Annotated in this window: 11 protein-coding genes; 6 read left to right on the top strand and 5 right to left on the bottom strand. The window is 72.0% G+C overall.

Features of this window, described 5'->3' with window-relative positions:
* The first annotated feature begins 356 nt into the window (after window positions 1-356).
* The 3 genes from ACIGEZ_RS17155 (at window position 357) to ACIGEZ_RS17145 (ending at window position 3,262) form a co-directional block, all read left to right on the top strand.
* Window positions 357-1,580, top strand: a complete 1,224-nt coding sequence (locus tag ACIGEZ_RS17155) for a hypothetical protein (RefSeq protein ID WP_399831710.1) — start codon at window positions 357-359, stop codon at window positions 1,578-1,580.
* Between the two features lie 77 nt (window positions 1,581-1,657).
* The gene (locus ACIGEZ_RS17150) at window positions 1,658-2,446 is read left to right on the top strand and encodes a TIGR04222 domain-containing membrane protein (protein WP_399832135.1); all 789 of its coding nucleotides are present in this window, start codon (window positions 1,658-1,660) and stop codon (window positions 2,444-2,446) included.
* 195 nt (window positions 2,447-2,641) lie between these two features.
* On the top strand, window positions 2,642-3,262 hold the full coding sequence (locus ACIGEZ_RS17145; RefSeq protein WP_399831708.1) for a GNAT family N-acetyltransferase: 621 nt from the start codon (window positions 2,642-2,644) through the stop codon (window positions 3,260-3,262).
* Here the strand turns inward: ACIGEZ_RS17145 and ACIGEZ_RS17140 are convergent.
* Together ACIGEZ_RS17140 and ACIGEZ_RS17135 are read right to left on the bottom strand one after the other, a co-directional pair.
* On the bottom strand, window positions 3,247-4,851 hold the full coding sequence (locus ACIGEZ_RS17140) for an AMP-binding protein (protein ID WP_399831706.1): 1,605 nt from the start codon (window positions 4,849-4,851) through the stop codon (window positions 3,247-3,249). The genes ACIGEZ_RS17145 and ACIGEZ_RS17140 overlap by 16 nt on opposite strands.
* Window positions 4,848-6,590, bottom strand: a complete 1,743-nt coding sequence (locus tag ACIGEZ_RS17135) for an AMP-binding protein (RefSeq protein ID WP_399831704.1) — start codon at window positions 6,588-6,590, stop codon at window positions 4,848-4,850. The genes ACIGEZ_RS17140 and ACIGEZ_RS17135 overlap by 4 nt, the downstream gene beginning before the upstream one ends.
* A 125-nt stretch (window positions 6,591-6,715) precedes the next feature.
* Here ACIGEZ_RS17135 and ACIGEZ_RS17130 point away from each other — a divergent pair, with 125 nt between their 5' ends.
* Complete coding sequence (locus tag ACIGEZ_RS17130) at window positions 6,716-7,543, top strand: response regulator transcription factor (protein ID WP_399831702.1); 828 nt, start codon at window positions 6,716-6,718, stop codon at window positions 7,541-7,543.
* A 64-nt stretch (window positions 7,544-7,607) separates the two neighbouring features.
* Here ACIGEZ_RS17130 and ACIGEZ_RS17125 read toward each other — a convergent pair whose 3' ends face one another.
* Entirely contained in the window at window positions 7,608-8,726 is a 1,119-nt protein-coding gene (locus ACIGEZ_RS17125) for a winged helix DNA-binding domain-containing protein (RefSeq protein WP_399831700.1), read from the bottom strand.
* 188 nt (window positions 8,727-8,914) lie between these two features.
* Between ACIGEZ_RS17125 and ACIGEZ_RS17120 the strand changes: the two genes are divergently transcribed.
* Entirely contained in the window at window positions 8,915-10,021 is a 1,107-nt protein-coding gene (locus ACIGEZ_RS17120; protein ID WP_399831698.1) for a magnesium and cobalt transport protein CorA, read from the top strand.
* A 510-nt stretch (window positions 10,022-10,531) separates the two neighbouring features.
* Here ACIGEZ_RS17120 and ACIGEZ_RS17115 read toward each other — a convergent pair.
* A complete protein-coding gene (locus ACIGEZ_RS17115; RefSeq protein WP_399831696.1) occupies window positions 10,532-11,767 on the bottom strand; it encodes a PucR family transcriptional regulator in 1,236 nt (411 codons plus the stop codon).
* A gap of 326 nt (window positions 11,768-12,093) precedes the next feature.
* On the opposite strand from ACIGEZ_RS17115, the gene ACIGEZ_RS17110 reads away from it, so the two are divergent.
* Complete coding sequence (locus ACIGEZ_RS17110) at window positions 12,094-12,702, top strand: helix-turn-helix domain-containing protein (protein ID WP_399831694.1); 609 nt, start codon at window positions 12,094-12,096, stop codon at window positions 12,700-12,702.
* A 152-nt stretch (window positions 12,703-12,854) separates the two neighbouring features.
* Here ACIGEZ_RS17110 and ACIGEZ_RS17105 read toward each other — a convergent pair whose 3' ends face one another.
* Window positions 12,855-14,303: an APC family permease gene (locus tag ACIGEZ_RS17105; protein ID WP_399831691.1), complete on the bottom strand. Its 1,449-nt coding sequence runs from the start codon at window positions 14,301-14,303 to the stop codon at window positions 12,855-12,857.
* Window positions 14,304-14,897 lie beyond the last annotated feature (594 nt).

Genomic DNA, 14,897 nt, shown 5'->3' with positions numbered 1-14,897 from the left:
AGAAGCACGGCTACGGGACGGACGCCGCCGGCGTGGGCGGGGCGACGAGCGAGGGCGGATCGCCGGTGGAGGGCGGACCGGCGGCCGGGAGTGGGCCGGCGGCCGGGAGTGGGCCGGCGGCCGGGAGTGGATCGCAGTCCGGGGGACGATCGGACACCGAGGGCGGATCAGGGACCGAAACCGGTCACTTGCCGCGTACGGGGTACAGCCCCGCATCCGGCCACAAGCCGGAGCCCGGCGACCGGGCTGCCACGACCGGGCGCGGCCACGACCCGGAGGCTCGACCGGCACCAGGACCTCGGGCCTCGGGGCAGGAGGCAGGGGCGGACCACGGCACAGGCCCGGAGTCCACCCCCGTGTCCGGCCGGCAGCGGGGCGCGGCCGGCTGGGTGGCGGAGCCTGCCGCCGGGCCCGGCGCGATCGGGCACCCCGGTGAGGACGCCGCGGCAGGGCCCGGACGCGAGTCCGCTCCCGGCGCGTGGTCCACCGGCCCCAGAACCGGGGGCCGCCCTAAGGCCGGGCAGCCGAACGGCACCGCGACCGACCGCACGGGCGCCGACGCCCGCCCGGGCGAGCCCGGCGACGCCGCCGACACGGCCCGCGCGCCCGGGCAGCCGTCGACCCCCATGCCCGAGTCCGGCAGACAGGGCCGCGACCGCGGCCTCGACAGCGGCCGAGGCTCCTCGGCCGTCGACGGCGCCCTCGCCGGCCGCGACGCAGGCGCAGAGCCGTCCGGCGACCCAGCGTCCGACGACCCAGCGTCCGACGCCCCAGCCTCCGGCGCCCCGGCGTCCGGCGCCGGGCGGCCGTCGGCCCCCTCGGCCGATCGCGGCACCGTTCCTGGCGGCGAAGCCGGCCTCGGCGCGGGCCCCGCTCCCGCGAGCGACCACGGCGGCCAAGCCGGCCCCGGGTCGGCACCGGGCCCCGGGGCCGACCCGGGCGCCGGCCCTGGTGGCGACGATGCCGACCACGGCACCGGCGCAGACCCTGCCACAGGCACCGACGCGTGCCTCGACACCGGCGCAGGCCCCGCCACAGAACCTGACTCCGACCCCGGCACCGGCCCCGCCTGGAACCACCCCGTCCCCACCCCCTGGGGCGCCCACGACGACATCGACGGTTACCCCTCCTTCGCCCAGCGGCACCCTTCTCCCCTCCCACCGGCACACCCGTCCCACACCCACCCCCTCCCCGCCCGTTCCGCGTTCCGCCCCGTCACCATCCGGACCACCCGGGACGCGGTCGCCGCCTCCGCCGGGTATCTGCGGTGGCTGGGGTTCCGGGACGTGGTGCAGCCGGAGGAGCGGTCCGCGGCGGCGGTGGATCTGCGGGGGCCGGGGTTCGTCGCGCAGGTGGATCCGAGTACCCGGCCGACCGGGCTGCGGGCCGTCGAGTGCCTGTGGCTCAACGGCCTCAGCAGCTCCTCCATCAGCATCTACTTCTCCCTCGCCGGGTACACCCCCGACGCCCACGAGCGCGCCGAAGGTCTCGGCATCCCGCTCTTCGTGCTGGACCTCACCGGAACCCCGCAACCCGTCAACGCCTCCGCCGACACCCTCCTCGCCACCGGAGCCCCGTAAGCCGGCGCAAGCTTCCGGCCATTCCCACGTGACGATCGCCTCTCCCCCGGGAACAACACACTCGGGGGGTGAACACCATGACGATGGGGACGTGGTGGTTCTTCGGAGTGACGCTCGGTCAACTGGTTCTCGCGGTCTGGCTCTTGCATACCCGCAGCAAGGCGCGGCCCGAACTGCCCCCACAGGCCCTCGCGTTGCTACGCGGCGGGCCTCGGGCGGCCGTCACCGTCGCGTTGGTGGCCCTGCATCAGCGCGGCGCCGTCGCCGCCGGGCGGCGGGGCACGATTCGCGCCAACGGCGGGGCCGGCCGCACCCGTGACCCGCTCCAGCTGGGCGTCCACCGCTCGCTCCAACGCGCCCTCGCGCTCAGGGTCCTGGCCACCCGCCCCAAGGCACGCCATGCCCTGGACGCCCTGCGCGCGGAGCTCGGCAGGACCGGACTCCTGCGGCCTCCCCGACGTCTGCTGGCGGCCAGGGTCCTGCTGGCCTGCGTGCCGCTCACCGTCGGTGCGGGGCTCCTCGCGACGGAGGTCACCGCACCGGCGCTCACGCTCGGCGCCCTCCCCGTGCTCGCCGCCGCGGCCCTGCTCTGCGTACCGCCGACGCCCCGCGCCGCCCGCCGCCTCCTGGCGGGCCTGCGCGAACGGCACCCGCTGCCCGCGCACCGCCGCGAGGTGACCGACGGCAAGGACGTCCTGCTGTACGTGGCGCTGTACGGCGACCCCGCACTCGCCCTGTTCCTCCCGCACTTCTCGCGCGACGGCGGACTGCTCGGCCGCCACGGCGACCGCGGCGACGGCTACGCGACCGGTCGCGGCTGGCACCCCGACAACGGACCCACCTGCACCGCCGGCACCCCCGACTGACATGATCCGGCACGATCCGGAATGATCCGGAATGATCCAGCACGATCCGACCCCGGCCTGACACGATACGGTCCCGCCGGACACGATCCGGCGGCGGCGGACGCCCGCCGCGTCCCGGCACCCGCCGCCCACCCACACGGTCCGGGCATCCCCGCGACTGACGCCTTCCCTACGCCCGTCGCGCCATACTGTCGTATGCGCATCCGAGCGGCCGCTGCGGCCGAACTCCCCCTGCTGCAGGACATCGAACGAGCCGCGGGCGAGGCATTCCGCCCCCTCGGCATGGGTGACATCGCCGACGACGAGCCCCTTCCGCTGGACGTCCTTGAGGGCTACCGCCGGGCCGGCCGGGCCTGGGTGGCGGTGGACGGGGCCGACCACCCTGTCGCGTACCTGCTCGCCGACACCGTCGACGGCGCCGCCCACATCGAGCAGGTCTCGGTGCACCCGGACGCGGCCCGCCGTGGCGTCGGACGGGAGCTGATCGACCATCTCGCGGCGGCCGCCAGGGAGCAGGGCCTGACGGCACTGACCCTGACCACCTTCACCGAGGTCCCGTGGAACGCCCCGTACTACACCCGGCTCGGCTTCCGCCCGCTCGCCGAGAGCGATCCGGGACTCACCGAGGGCCTGCGGGAGATCAGCCGGGCCGAGGCGACCCACGGCCTGGCCGCCTGGCCCCGCGTCTGTATGCGCCGTGAAGTGACGCGGGCCCCCGCCGCTCGGCCGGAGACCCCCCGGGCAGCGGCGCAACCGCACTCTCGGCCGCCCGCCCCGAGGCCCGCCGCCCCGCCGGCCCCTCAACCCGCCCCGTAACGCTCCCTCAGCTCCACCTTGCGCACCTTCCCGCTCACGGTCATCGGGAACTCGGCCAGGATCTCCACCCGCCTGGGGATCTTGTAGTGGGCGAGGCGGTCGCGGCAGAAGGCGGTGATGTCGGTCAGGGTCGGCGGATCGGCCGGGTCGCGCGGGATGACGCAGGCCAGGATCTCCTCGCCGTAGCGCGGGTCGGGGACGCCCACGACCTGCACGTCGGCGACCTTCGGGTGGCCGTAGAGGAACTCCTCGATCTCGCGCGGATACACGTTCTCCCCGCCCCGGATGATCATGTCCTTGATCCGGCCGACGATCTGGACGTAACCGTCCTCGCGCATCACGGCGAGGTCGCCGGTGTGCATCCAGCGGGCCGGGTCGATCGCCTCGGCGGTCTTCCCGGGCTCGTCCCAGTAGCCGAGCATCACGCTGTAGCCGCGGGTGCACAGCTCGCCTGCCGTGCCGCGCGGGACGGTGAGGCCGGTCGCCGGGTCGACGATCTTCACCTCGACGTGCGGCATGACCCGGCCGACCGTGCCCGTGCGCCGCTCCAGGTCGTCGTCGCGCCGGGTCTGCGTGGAGACGGGCGAGGTCTCCGTCATGCCGTAGCAGATGGACACCTCGGCCATGTTCATCTCGGCGACCACCCGCTTCATCACCTCCACCGGACACGGCGAGCCCGCCATGATGCCGGTGCGGAGGGTGGACAGGTCGTACGAGGCGAAGTCGGGGAGGTTCAGCTCGGCGATGAACATCGTCGGTACGCCGTAGAGGGAGGTGCAGCGCTCCTCCTGCACCGCGCGGAGGGTGGCGGCCGGGTCGAAGGACGGGGCCGGGATCACCATGCAGGCGCCGTGCGAGGTGGCGGCGAGGTTGCCCATCACCATGCCGAAGCAGTGGTAGAAGGGCACGGGGATGCAGATCCGGTCCTGCTCGGTGTAGGCGATCATCTCGCCCACGAAATAACCGTTGTTGAGGATGTTGTGGTGGGAGAGGGTGGCGCCCTTCGGGAAACCGGTCGTCCCCGAGGTGTACTGGATGTTGACCGGCTCGTCGCTGGACAGCTCGGCCGGGACCACGCCCTCCGGCGCCGTACGGGTGAGCAGCTCGTCCCAGCTCGGGTCTCCGATGTAGACGACCTCCGTCAACCGCGGGCATTCGGGGCGCGCTTGGTCGACCATCGCCCGGTAGTCGCTGGTCTTGTGGGTGAGGGAGGCGAAGAGCAGGGTGACGCCCGCCTGGTTCAGGACGTAGCTCAACTCATGGGCTCGATAGGCAGGGTTGATGTTGACCATGACGGCGCCGATGCGGGCGGTGGCGTACTGCACGAGCACCCACTCGGCGCAGTTGACCGCCCAGATGCCGACCCGGTCGCCCTTGCGCACGCCGCTGCCGAGCAGCGCGTCCGCCAACCGGTCGACGTCGGCGCCGAATTGCGCGTAGGTCCAGCGCCGGCCGGTGGGCACGTCGACCAGCGCCTCGCGCTCGGGCCAGGCGGCGACGGCCCGGTCGAGGTTGGCGCCGATGGTGTCTCCGAGGAGGGGCGTGGGGTCCGCCCCGTGGTCGTACGAGAGTTCCCGGCCGCTGCTCATGCGAGGTCCCCTTCCGCGTACTCGACGCCCGAGCTCCGGCCGTCCGCGGTGCGCTGCCGCAGCTCGACGCGGCGGATCTTGCCGGAGACCGTCTTCGGCAGCTCGGCGAACTCGATGCGACGGATCCGCTTGTACGGGGCGAGGACCTCGCGGGAGTGCGCGAAGAGCGCCTTCGCCGTGTCGGCGTCCGGCCGCCAGCCCGCCGCGAGGACGACGTACGCCTTGGGGACGGCGAGTCGCAGCGGGTCGGGGGCGGGGACGACGGCGGCCTCGGCGACCGCCTCGTGTTCGAGCAGGGCGCTCTCCAGCTCGAAGGGGCTGATCTTGTAGTCGCTGGCCTTGAAGACGTCGTCGGAACGCCCGATATAGGTGATATACCCCTCAGCGTCACGGGAGCCGATGTCGCCGGTGCGGTAGTAGCCGTCCGCCATCGCCTCGGCCGTACGCTCCGGGTCGCCGTGGTAGCCGGTCATCAGGCCCACCGGGTCGGCGGACAGGTCGAGGCAGATCTCGCCCTCCTCGACGTCCGGGCGGCCGCTCACCGGGTCGACGAGGGTGACCCGGAAGCCGGGGCTCGGGCGGCCCATCGAACCCTCCTTGAGCGGCTGGCCGGGACTGTTGGAGACCTGGACGGCGGTCTCGGTCTGCCCGAAGCCGTCCCGGATGGTGACGCCCCAGGCACGCCGGACGGTCTCGATGACCTCGGGGTTGAGCGGTTCGCCGGCCGCGACGACCTCGCGGGGCGGGGCGGCCAGCTGGCCGAGGTCGGCCTGGATGAGCATGCGCCAGACGGTGGGCGGGGCGCAGAAGCTGGTGACGCCGTGTTTGTCCATCTCGGCCATCAGGCGGGCCGGGTCGAAGCGGCTGTAGTTGTGGATGAAGACGGTCGCCTCGGCGTTCCACGGGGCGAAGAGGTTGGACCAGGCGTGTTTGGCCCAGCCGGGCGACGAGATGTTGAGGTGCACGTCGCCGGGCTCGAGGCCGATCCAGTACATCGTCGCCAGGTGGCCGATGGGGTACGAGGTGTGGGTGTGCTCGACGAGCTTGGGGCGGGCGGTGGTGCCGGAGGTGAAGTAGAGCATGAGGGTGTCGTCGGCGCGGGTGACGCCGTCCGGCTCGAAGGCGGCGGACTCGCGGTCGGCGTCCTCGTAGCCGAGCCAGCGCACGCCGCCGCCGTCGCCTTCGGGGTTGCCTTCGCCCTCGCCGCCACCGCCGCCGCCGACCGCGATGCGGGTGTAGTCCCCGGGCACGTCGTCGAACTTGGCGGTGTCCTCGGCGCGTACGAGGACATGCCGGGCCTGACCGCGGTCCACGCGGTCGCGCAGGTCGGCGGGGCCCAGCAGCGGGGTGGCAGGGATGACGACGGCGCGCAGCTTCATCGCGGCGAGCATGGTCTCCCACAGCTCGGCCTGGTTGCCGAGCATGACGATCATCCGGTCCCCGGCGCGGACGCCCTGCGCGCGCAGCCAGTTGGCGACCCGGTTGGAGCGGGCGGACATCTCGGCGAAGCTCAGCTTCGTCTCGGCGCCGTCCTCCTCGACGATGTGCAGGGCGGTGCGGTCGTTGCCCGCCGCGATGACGTCGAACCACTCGAGCGCCCAGTTGAAACGGACGGGCCGGGGCCAGGCGAAGCCCTCGTACGCCGTCGCGTAGTCCTCGCGGTGCCGGAGCAGGAAGTCACGGGCGGCCCGGAAGCCCTCCGTCGCATCCGTGGCGCCCGTCGCGCTCGTTGCCGTCATGTGCCCTCCTCGTTGCGGGACCGGTCCCGGACATCGTGTAATCGGTGACCCAGGTCTCACTACCCCCGTTCGGGGGTGACCGCGCGGACGGACCAGGACGAAGACCAGGACGAAGGGGAGCGCCGGTGCCCGAGCACGTCGAATCGGTGGAACTGCGCGCCGCCGTGCTGCGCCTGCGCCGCACCACCGGTCTCCAGGTGGTGTTCGGCGGGCTGCTCGGCGAGGGCCGGGCGATGCGGATCGCGGAACTCGACGGGGCGGTGACGCCGGCGCTGCACGGGCTGACCATCTCGGCCGGCTCGGGCCTCGGCGGGAAGTGCCTGGCCCTGTCGCGGCCGTGCGCGGTGACCGACTACCCGTCGGCCCGGCACATCACCCACGAGTACGACGGCCCGGTCGCCGCGGAGGGGCTGCGCTCGGTGATCGCCGTGCCCGTCGTCGTACGCCGCAAGGTCCGCGGCGTGCTGTACGGGGCGCTGCGCGACGCCCTGCCGATCGGCGAGCGGGTCTTCGACGCGGCGGTGGCGGCGGCCCGGGACGTGGAGCAGGCCCTGGCCGTACGGGACGAAGCGCGCCGGCTCGTGGAACCCGAGGGCGCGGGGCCGTCCTGGGAGGAGGTGCGGCAGGCGTACGGGGAGCTGCGCGAACTGGCGCCGAAGGTGGCCGACCCGCTGCTACGGGACCGACTGCTCGCGGTGTGCGGCCGCCTGGAGAAGGCCTCCGGTACACCCGGACCGGCCCCCGGAGCCCCCCGTACGCCGCTGCTCACGCCCCGCGAGACGGACGTGCTGGCGGCGGTGGCCTCGGGCGCGACGAACGCGGCGGCGGGGGCGCGCCTCGGCCTGCGCCCGGAGACGGTGAAGGGCTACCTGCGCTCGGCGATGCGCAAGCTGGGCGCGCACACGCGCCTGGAGGCGGTGGTGGCGGCGCGGCGGGCGGGGGCGCTGCCGTAGGGCGGGTCGAGACGGCATGGGCCGGTGGGTGGCACCGGCCGGCGATGCACCGGGTCCGCTCGGCTCACCCAGTCCGTTCGGTGAAGACGATCTCGTACGGGATGTCGTACGGGGCCATGAGTCGCAGGGTGCGCTCGGCCTCGGCGGTGAGTTCGGCGCGCTGGGCCCTGGTGAGGCGGGTGAACGCCTCGATGGTCATGATCGTCCGCTCCTTGCCCTCCTCGAGGCGCCACAGGCCCGCGAGGAACCCGTCGAGGAGGAAGACGCTGTGTGCCTGGTTGCCCGTCCACGTGCGGCCCCGGTGCGCGGCGGGCACGACGCGGGTGCGGTCGGCGTGGGAGAGCAGGAGGTTGTCGAACTCGGGCAGGAAGCGGGGCGGCGCCGGGGTCTCCTCGTCGGGGCGGGGAGCCTCGGGGAGGTCGAACAGCTCGGTGCCGTTCTCGTCGCGGAACGCGAGCAGCCCGGGGCGCAGGCGCTCGAAGGCGGCGCGGAGGCGGGTGAGGCCGCACCAGGTCTGCGCGTCCTTGACGGAGGCGGGCCCGAAGGCGGCGAGGTAGCGCAGGACGGTCTCGTCGATTCCCGCGCGTGCGTCGTCCTGCTCGCCGAACCACGCGTCAGCGGTGGTGAGGGCCACCTGTCCGCTGCTTCTCCACAGCCCGCGCGGGGTGACCTGCACCATCAGCAGCAGGCAGCGGGCGGCGATGCCGAGCGACTGCGGGTCGGCGTCGGGCCACTCCCGCAGCAGGTGCTCGCGCAGTTCCTTGGGCGTACGGGGCCGTTCCTCCACGTAGGAGGTCGCGAGGGCGGTGAGCCGGTCCAGGTCGACGCCGTCGAGCCCCTCGCGGAACATCCTGAGCTCCCGGTCGACGGCCCCGTCCTGGACGAGCCGGCGCAGGGCGACGGCGTCGCGCCGGGTGTGGGTGTGAACGGTGGAGCGGAGGCTGACGATCCGGGCGACCCGGCGGGACTCCATGAGCCCGGACAGGTCCTCGGGGCGGAACCCGTCGAGACGGGCGGCGAGCGCGTAGTACGGCGGCTTGGTGTTCTGCGCCTGGAGGCCGACGAGGTGGTGCACGGCCTGCTCGGCGGTGAGGGGGGCGGGTCGGAGCAGGAGCTGCCGGTCGAGGGTGGCGCGGTTGAGGGCGCGCGGGCTGAGGACCGGGGGCGTCGTCTTCGGGGCCATGGCCGGCACGCTACTGGCGATTGCGGACAGGTACAGTCCTCGACGATCGACGAACCGGACGACGCTGCACCGTTTCACCCCATATATCCTGCCGGGAGACGCACGACCGGGAGTCCGGAGAGCCCCGGAACACGAACACCCACGAGCCCCCACGAGCACCACGAAAACCACCCAGGAGGTGAACGCAGATGTCCGACCGCCGCCCCCGCGCCGCCTGGCGCCGCCAGCCGGAGCCGCCGGCCTCGACCGCGCCCGCAGCACAGTCCGAGCAGAGGCCGAGTGTCATCCAGGCGACCCTGTACCGCGACGGCCGCCGCGTCTCCTCCCCCGGCACGCTCGCCGAGACGTTCCGCCAGCTGCGCGAGCACCCCGACGGCATGGCGTGGATCGGCCTGCAGCGCCCGACGGAGGAGGAACTCCACTCCCTGGCAGCCGAGTTCGACCTGCACGAACTGGCGGTCGAGGACGCGCTGGAGGCGCACCAGAGGCCCAAGCTGGAACGGTACGGCGACACCCTCTTCGTGGTGCTGCGCGCGGCCCGCTACCTGGACGCGCAGGAAGAGGTCGACTTCGGCGAGCTGCACGTCTTCGTGGGCCCCGACTTCCTGATCACGGTCCGCCACGGCGCCGCCCCGGACCTCTCCGCCGTACGCCGCCGCATGGAGGCGAACCCGGACCTCCTCGCGCTGGGCCCGGAGGCGGTGCTGTACGCGATCCTGGACGCGGTGGTCGACGGCTACGCGCCGGTGGTGGCGGGTGTCCAGAACGACATCGACGAGATCGAGACCGAGGTCTTCGGCGGCGATCCCGCGGTCTCCCGCCGCATCTACGAACTCTCCCGCGAAATGGTCGAGTTCCAGCGCGCCACCCGCCCCCTGGTAGGCATGCTCCACGGCCTGATGGCCGGCTTCGCCAAATACGGCACCGACGAGGAACTCCAGCGCTACCTCCGCGACGTGGCCGACCACGTGACCCACACCAGCGAACGCGTCGACGGCTTCCGCCAGGCCCTGACAGAAATCCTCACGGTCAACGCCACCCTGGTCACCCAACAACAGAACGCCGAAATGCGAGCCCTGGCAGAGGCAGGCTTCGAACAGAACGAGGAGATCAAGCGGATCTCTTCCTGGGCCGCCATCCTCTTTGCTCCCACACTCGTGGGAACTATCTATGGCATGAACTTCGAGCAGATGCCTGAGTTGGGTTGGAGCTTCGGATACCCCTTCGCGGTCGGCTTGATGGGGATGGTTTGCGTCAGTTTGTACGTGATTTTCAAGCGCCGGGACTGGCTGTAGAAGAATCCAGAGCCACGCATCGATTTGCTCCTGCACCTCCCGCACGAAACGACCATTTGGGGCGCCGGGAAGAATCTGGGGAGAACCCGGGAGGGCGGCTGCACCTCACGCCCCTTCGCCGGCCCGCCCGCATACGGTCCAGTGGGCAGCTCTCTGTGCGGCGCACCGATGCCGCGCCTATCACAGTGAGTGATGCGGGCTGCGCCTCACGGCCGACGGGCCGACAACGCTCCAGCCCTTGGCTGACTCTGCAGGGCAGCAGCACTTCACGACTGCCGCGTGGAACGCAAACCGCTTCATGTGATGCGTCATCACACCGGAGCGCTCTTCGCCATGCCGACCTCCGACGTCGGCCTCTGGGCGACAGCGTCGGCGTCGCCTCGCCATCGATCGCAGACGGCCCGGGAGGAATATCGCTGGCGATGGCAGCCTGACTAGGCACTGTCCGGGCGCGGTTCTGCCCTTTCCCAGGGCAAGGAAGCTCGAGCGCCGCAGCTGCGTGGTATGAGCTCAGCTCGGGGCGATCGTCACGATGTCAGGTGCGATGTCCAGCACCAGGAGCGCCGCCGCCACATGGGTCGGGTTGGCCTCCACCTTGACGGCCGAGAGCTCGTTGGCGCGTGAGACGCGCCGTTCGACGGTGTTGCGGTGCGCGTAGAGGTTGGCGGCCGCCCGGGTGGTACTGAAGCCGCACTGCACGTAGGTGAGCAGGGCTTGCCGCAGGGCTGTGTCGGCTTCGGCCAACGGCCCGAGGGTGTTGATGACGAACCGACGTGCACCGGGCCGGTCCTTCGTGAGCGCGTCGATCAGCTCGACGTCGGCGTAGGCGGTGAATCGCCGGTCGGACCCCAGCCGGCTCACCAGCGCCTGGGCCGCGAGGGCGTCCTGGTGGCTGGAGCGGAACCCTTCGAGGCCGCGTCCCGGCCTTCCCACCGCCGCGCGGACCTCGTCGGCCGCCGCGAGGTCCTTCTCCACGTGGTGAAGGTCCGGGACGGCTTCCCCCGAGAGCCAGATCCACCGCGACGTGGCGCTGGCACGCGCCACCAGGGCGCTCCGGCCTGCGGCGGAGGAGCGCACGGCGGCGATCGCCTCGTCCAAGGCGTCGGCCTCCTGGGGATCATCGACCCAGAGGACGAGACCCATGTGCCACCGCGCCATCCGGTAGCGCAGGCGCCCTTCGGCGAGGTCCTCCGCCATCGGTGCCCCACTGGCGATCAGCTGGATCAGTGCGATCCCCTCGGCATCCGTGTTCCCCATCGCCGCGGCGAGGCCGGCTTGCCGCAGGGCCGCGACGGAATCGAGGGCGTACTGCACCAGCGACTGCGCCGTCACGTCCAGGATCCCCACGAGAAGATCGGGGTCCGCGCAGTCCGCCACGCATTCCTCCAGCCATCGCCGCCAGCCGATCCCCAGGGCCACACGCCAGGCAACGGCGAAGTCGGGTGCGATGCCCCGAGAGACGAGATCGTTGATGTACGCCGTGGTCCTCGGACTGACGTAGGGCTCTACCCTCCGCCCCGGTTGCTGAACGTTTGCGGTCAACCATTGGACCAGCTCAGAGCGGTTGAGCGCGCGATCCTCCTCGACCAGCGATGCGTCCGCGAGGAGAGCGGGATCGTTCTGGGCGACGAGAGAGGGCCTTGCGAAGGCGTCGACCAGGGCGTCCGTTTCCGTCAGCAGGCGCTGACACAGTGACCTGATCGCATCGGCGACCTCGCGGGAGGGCGGGGGCCACAGCTCTTCCATGTTCTCAGTCTCCCTCTGCTCTCGGGGAGCCAAGGCTCCCGACATGCCGTGTCATAGCCAGATGAAGGGCTCGTCGGCGACCTCGCCGACGGCGAAGGCGCCGGCCATCGGCCGCTGTTTACTACCACTAAACGGCGGCAGATTTACACGCTCTCGTCGGCACCACAAGGGGTTCGACGCCGTCGCCCCCTCCCTCCTCCGCAGGGGCGCACCGACCGCCCCTGGCGCGCATGCCCTAGCCTCGTGCCACGGAGAGGACTCGTCCGGGTCGGCCCGTCACCTGACAGGCACACGACCTCGGCCTCGGGACGGGCGGTGAGCACACCATGTCCATCGGTGACGGCGGGACAGCAGATGGAGCGGAAAGGGGCGCCGCCGCCCTCGAAGCGTCCACAGGCGCGCAGCTGCGGAAGATCAGGATCGACCGCGGGTTGTCGTTGACGGAGGTCGCGCGCAGGGCGGAGGTCACCAAGGGCTTTCTGAGCCAGTTGGAGCGTGGGCTCACCAGCGTGTCCGTCCCGACGTTGCTGCGCGTCTGCGAAGTGCTGCGGATCGGGGTGGGGGAGCTGTTCGCGTACCCCGACGAGCAGGTCGTGGACGGTGGAAGCCGGATCGACATGGGCGGTGAGGGCGTGGCCGAGTACCTGCTCACGCCCGCCGGCACCACGGCGTTTCAGGTCTTCCGTTCCGTGATCGAGCCAGGCGGGGGCACCGGGGGCCCTTATCGGCTCGACACCACCACGATCTTCGCGATGGGGCTGAGCGGCTCGACCCGTCTGATCGTCGGGGGCGAGACCCGGATGCTGTCGGCAGGGGTGTCCACCTCGTTCTCCGGCCAGACGCTTCACCAGTTCGACAATCCGGGTACGACGGTGAGCGAGGTCCTCTGGGTCCTGTCGCCTCCCCTGCTGCGCGCCGCGCGAGGGCCCGCCTAGATCCTGGCGTCGAATGCCGGGCCCGCATCAGGAGTGATGCGAGGGCGACGGCTGTTGGTGAGAACGACACCGGGCACCGGCTTCCCCCGGGGACGGTGCACGGTGCACAGGCCGGTCGCGCCCCTGCGCTCATGAGCTGACCAGCAAGTCGCTCAGAGTCGCTCGTAGACAGCCGGTCGGCGTGCTCGCAGGACAAGGGCCTGCACCGCGCCGACCACGGCCGAGAGGGCGACGAGCCCGCCGATCACCCAGGCACCCGTGGTGGTGCCGACGAGGAGCGGGAAGTTGGCGACCATCATGCAGACCACGCAGGCCAGGCCGAGGAAGGCGACGGCCGGGGCCACGACCGTCCGCCACACCGACTGCCGCCCGTCGGCGCGCCGGAAGAAGCCGATGACGGCGAGGCTGGTGGCCGCCATCAGCAGGACGACGCCGAGGGTGGCGGCGCCGGAGAACCACGCGTAGAGGTCCCCGATCGGGTCGAGGTCGAGCACGGCGACGACGGCCGTGGTGACGAACGCGACCGCCGAGGCAACGGCCGAGGACGCTGACGGCGCGCGGTGCCGGGAGTGAACGACACCCAGCGGCGCCGGAAGCGCGCCGGCCCGGGACAGCGCGAACTGGTAGCGCGTCACGACGTTGTGGAAGGCCAGCACGCAAGCGAACTGGCTCGTGATCAGTAGTAGTTGCATGGTGTCGGCCCAGACGGACCCGACGTAGCTACGCGTCAGCGTGAGGACCAGGCCCTCGGGGTCGGCCTGCGCCGCTCCGACCACAGCCTCGACGCCGGCGCCCACCACGATCGCCCACACGGTGAACGAGTAGAAGACTCCGATCACCAGGATCGCGACGTACGTCGCCCGCGGGACCGTGACATCGGGGTCCTTCGCCTCGTTGCGGAACACTGCCGTCGCCTCGAAGCCGATGAACCCGAAGAGGGCGAACATGACGCCGAGGCCCAGGGAGCCGGTGCCCACGATCGAGGGCGACACCGGCTCGGCCGTCACGCCGTGGGCGCCACCGTGGCCCACGATGCCGAGGTCCATGACCAGGAGCAGCAGGGATTCCAGCACCAGCACGGCACCGAGCACCTTGGCGCTCAGCTCGATGTCGCGATAGCCGAGGAAGGCGATGACGCCCAGCGAGACGAGTGCCCACGCCCACCACGGGGAGCCGACGTCGGCGTACCGCTCGATGACGTTGCTCGTCGCGACGCCGACGTAGGCGTTCACCCCGACGAGAAGCAGCGTGTAGGAGAAGAGCGCGAGGGTCGCTGCCGAGAGACCGGGGATCCGGCCCAGCCCCGCCTGGACGTAGGCGTAGAAGGCCCCCGCGTCGCGTACCCGTCCGGCCATCAGCGTGAAGCCGACCGCGAAGACCAGCAGCAGCACGGTGGACAGCGCGAAGTACAGCGGCATCCCCGGGCTGCCGCTCACGGCGAAGGCGAGAGGCACCCCGCCGGCCACAAGGCCGAGCGGCGCCGCCGCGGCGACGACCATGAACACGATCTGCGACACGCCGAGCCCACGGTTGAGCGGGTTGCCCGATCCCGCTTCACCACCGGATGCTTCGGCGTGCCCTGTCTTGGAGAGGTCGGTCATCGCGACCACCTTTCGGCTCACGGGCCGGTACCGGCTCGTCATGGATGGACAAAGGAGTGCGTGCAGCGGTACGCCTGCGCGAACGAACGGGTGCGGCTCCCTCAAGGCGGGCTGGGCCGGAGCGGCAGGAGGCGGATCTTCCCGCGCGAGAAGACGTGGCCCCGTACGGGTTCCGGGTCGTCGGCCGCTTCCGCTCGGCCGCGATCGCGGGAGTGACAGCGGCGATCCCCCTTCGGCTCGATACACCCGTGGGGCCCGACGCGCAGCGAGGTCGTGAGCACAGCTGGTTCGACCTCTGCGCACGACCGCGACGAGGCGTTTAGTACGACTAAACACCGGGGGCAAACCTCTATCACGCCGGTCTTGCTGCCGCAACGGCTGCGGCACGACCGGCCGCTGGACGGCCGTCTCCGGCCGCCCTGCTCCCGGAAGGGCCGGGCCGCGGGCTCGACCGGGGCCTCCGCCCGAACGTCGGACACCGTATGGGCGCAGCGGCCCGGTCCGCCTGTGCATCGTGCACCGAGTCCTGGCGAAGGAGGTGCCCGCTGTCGTTCTCGCAGGCGGTCCTGGCTGGCGACAGTGAGGCAACCGCCA

Source organism: Streptomyces sp. NPDC085481 (assembly GCF_044541845.1).
GTDB lineage: Bacteria > Actinomycetota > Actinomycetes > Streptomycetales > Streptomycetaceae > Streptomyces.
Note: the sequence above shows the minus strand (reverse complement) of the source record. Positions and strands in the feature narration are given on the sequence as shown.

What these genes read in the sequence shown, in the direction of transcription:
- ACIGEZ_RS17150 (WP_399832135.1), top strand. Translation starts at nt 1,658, where the DNA reads ATGACGATGGGGACGTGGTGGTTCTTCGGAGTGACGCTCGGTCAACTG.
- ACIGEZ_RS17145 (WP_399831708.1), top strand. Translation starts at nt 2,642, where the DNA reads ATGCGCATCCGAGCGGCCGCTGCGGCCGAACTCCCCCTGCTGCAGGAC.
- ACIGEZ_RS17135 (WP_399831704.1), bottom strand. Translation starts at nt 6,590, where the DNA reads ATGACGGCAACGAGCGCGACGGGCGCCACGGATGCGACGGAGGGCTTC.
- ACIGEZ_RS17140 (WP_399831706.1), bottom strand. Translation starts at nt 4,851, where the DNA reads ATGAGCAGCGGCCGGGAACTCTCGTACGACCACGGGGCGGACCCCACG.
- ACIGEZ_RS17110 (WP_399831694.1), top strand. Translation starts at nt 12,094, where the DNA reads ATGTCCATCGGTGACGGCGGGACAGCAGATGGAGCGGAAAGGGGCGCC.
- ACIGEZ_RS17125 (WP_399831700.1), bottom strand. Translation starts at nt 8,726, where the DNA reads ATGGCCCCGAAGACGACGCCCCCGGTCCTCAGCCCGCGCGCCCTCAAC.
- ACIGEZ_RS17115 (WP_399831696.1), bottom strand. Translation starts at nt 11,767, where the DNA reads ATGGAAGAGCTGTGGCCCCCGCCCTCCCGCGAGGTCGCCGATGCGATC.
- ACIGEZ_RS17105 (WP_399831691.1), bottom strand. Translation starts at nt 14,303, where the DNA reads ATGACCGACCTCTCCAAGACAGGGCACGCCGAAGCATCCGGTGGTGAA.
- ACIGEZ_RS17120 (WP_399831698.1), top strand. Translation starts at nt 8,915, where the DNA reads ATGTCCGACCGCCGCCCCCGCGCCGCCTGGCGCCGCCAGCCGGAGCCG.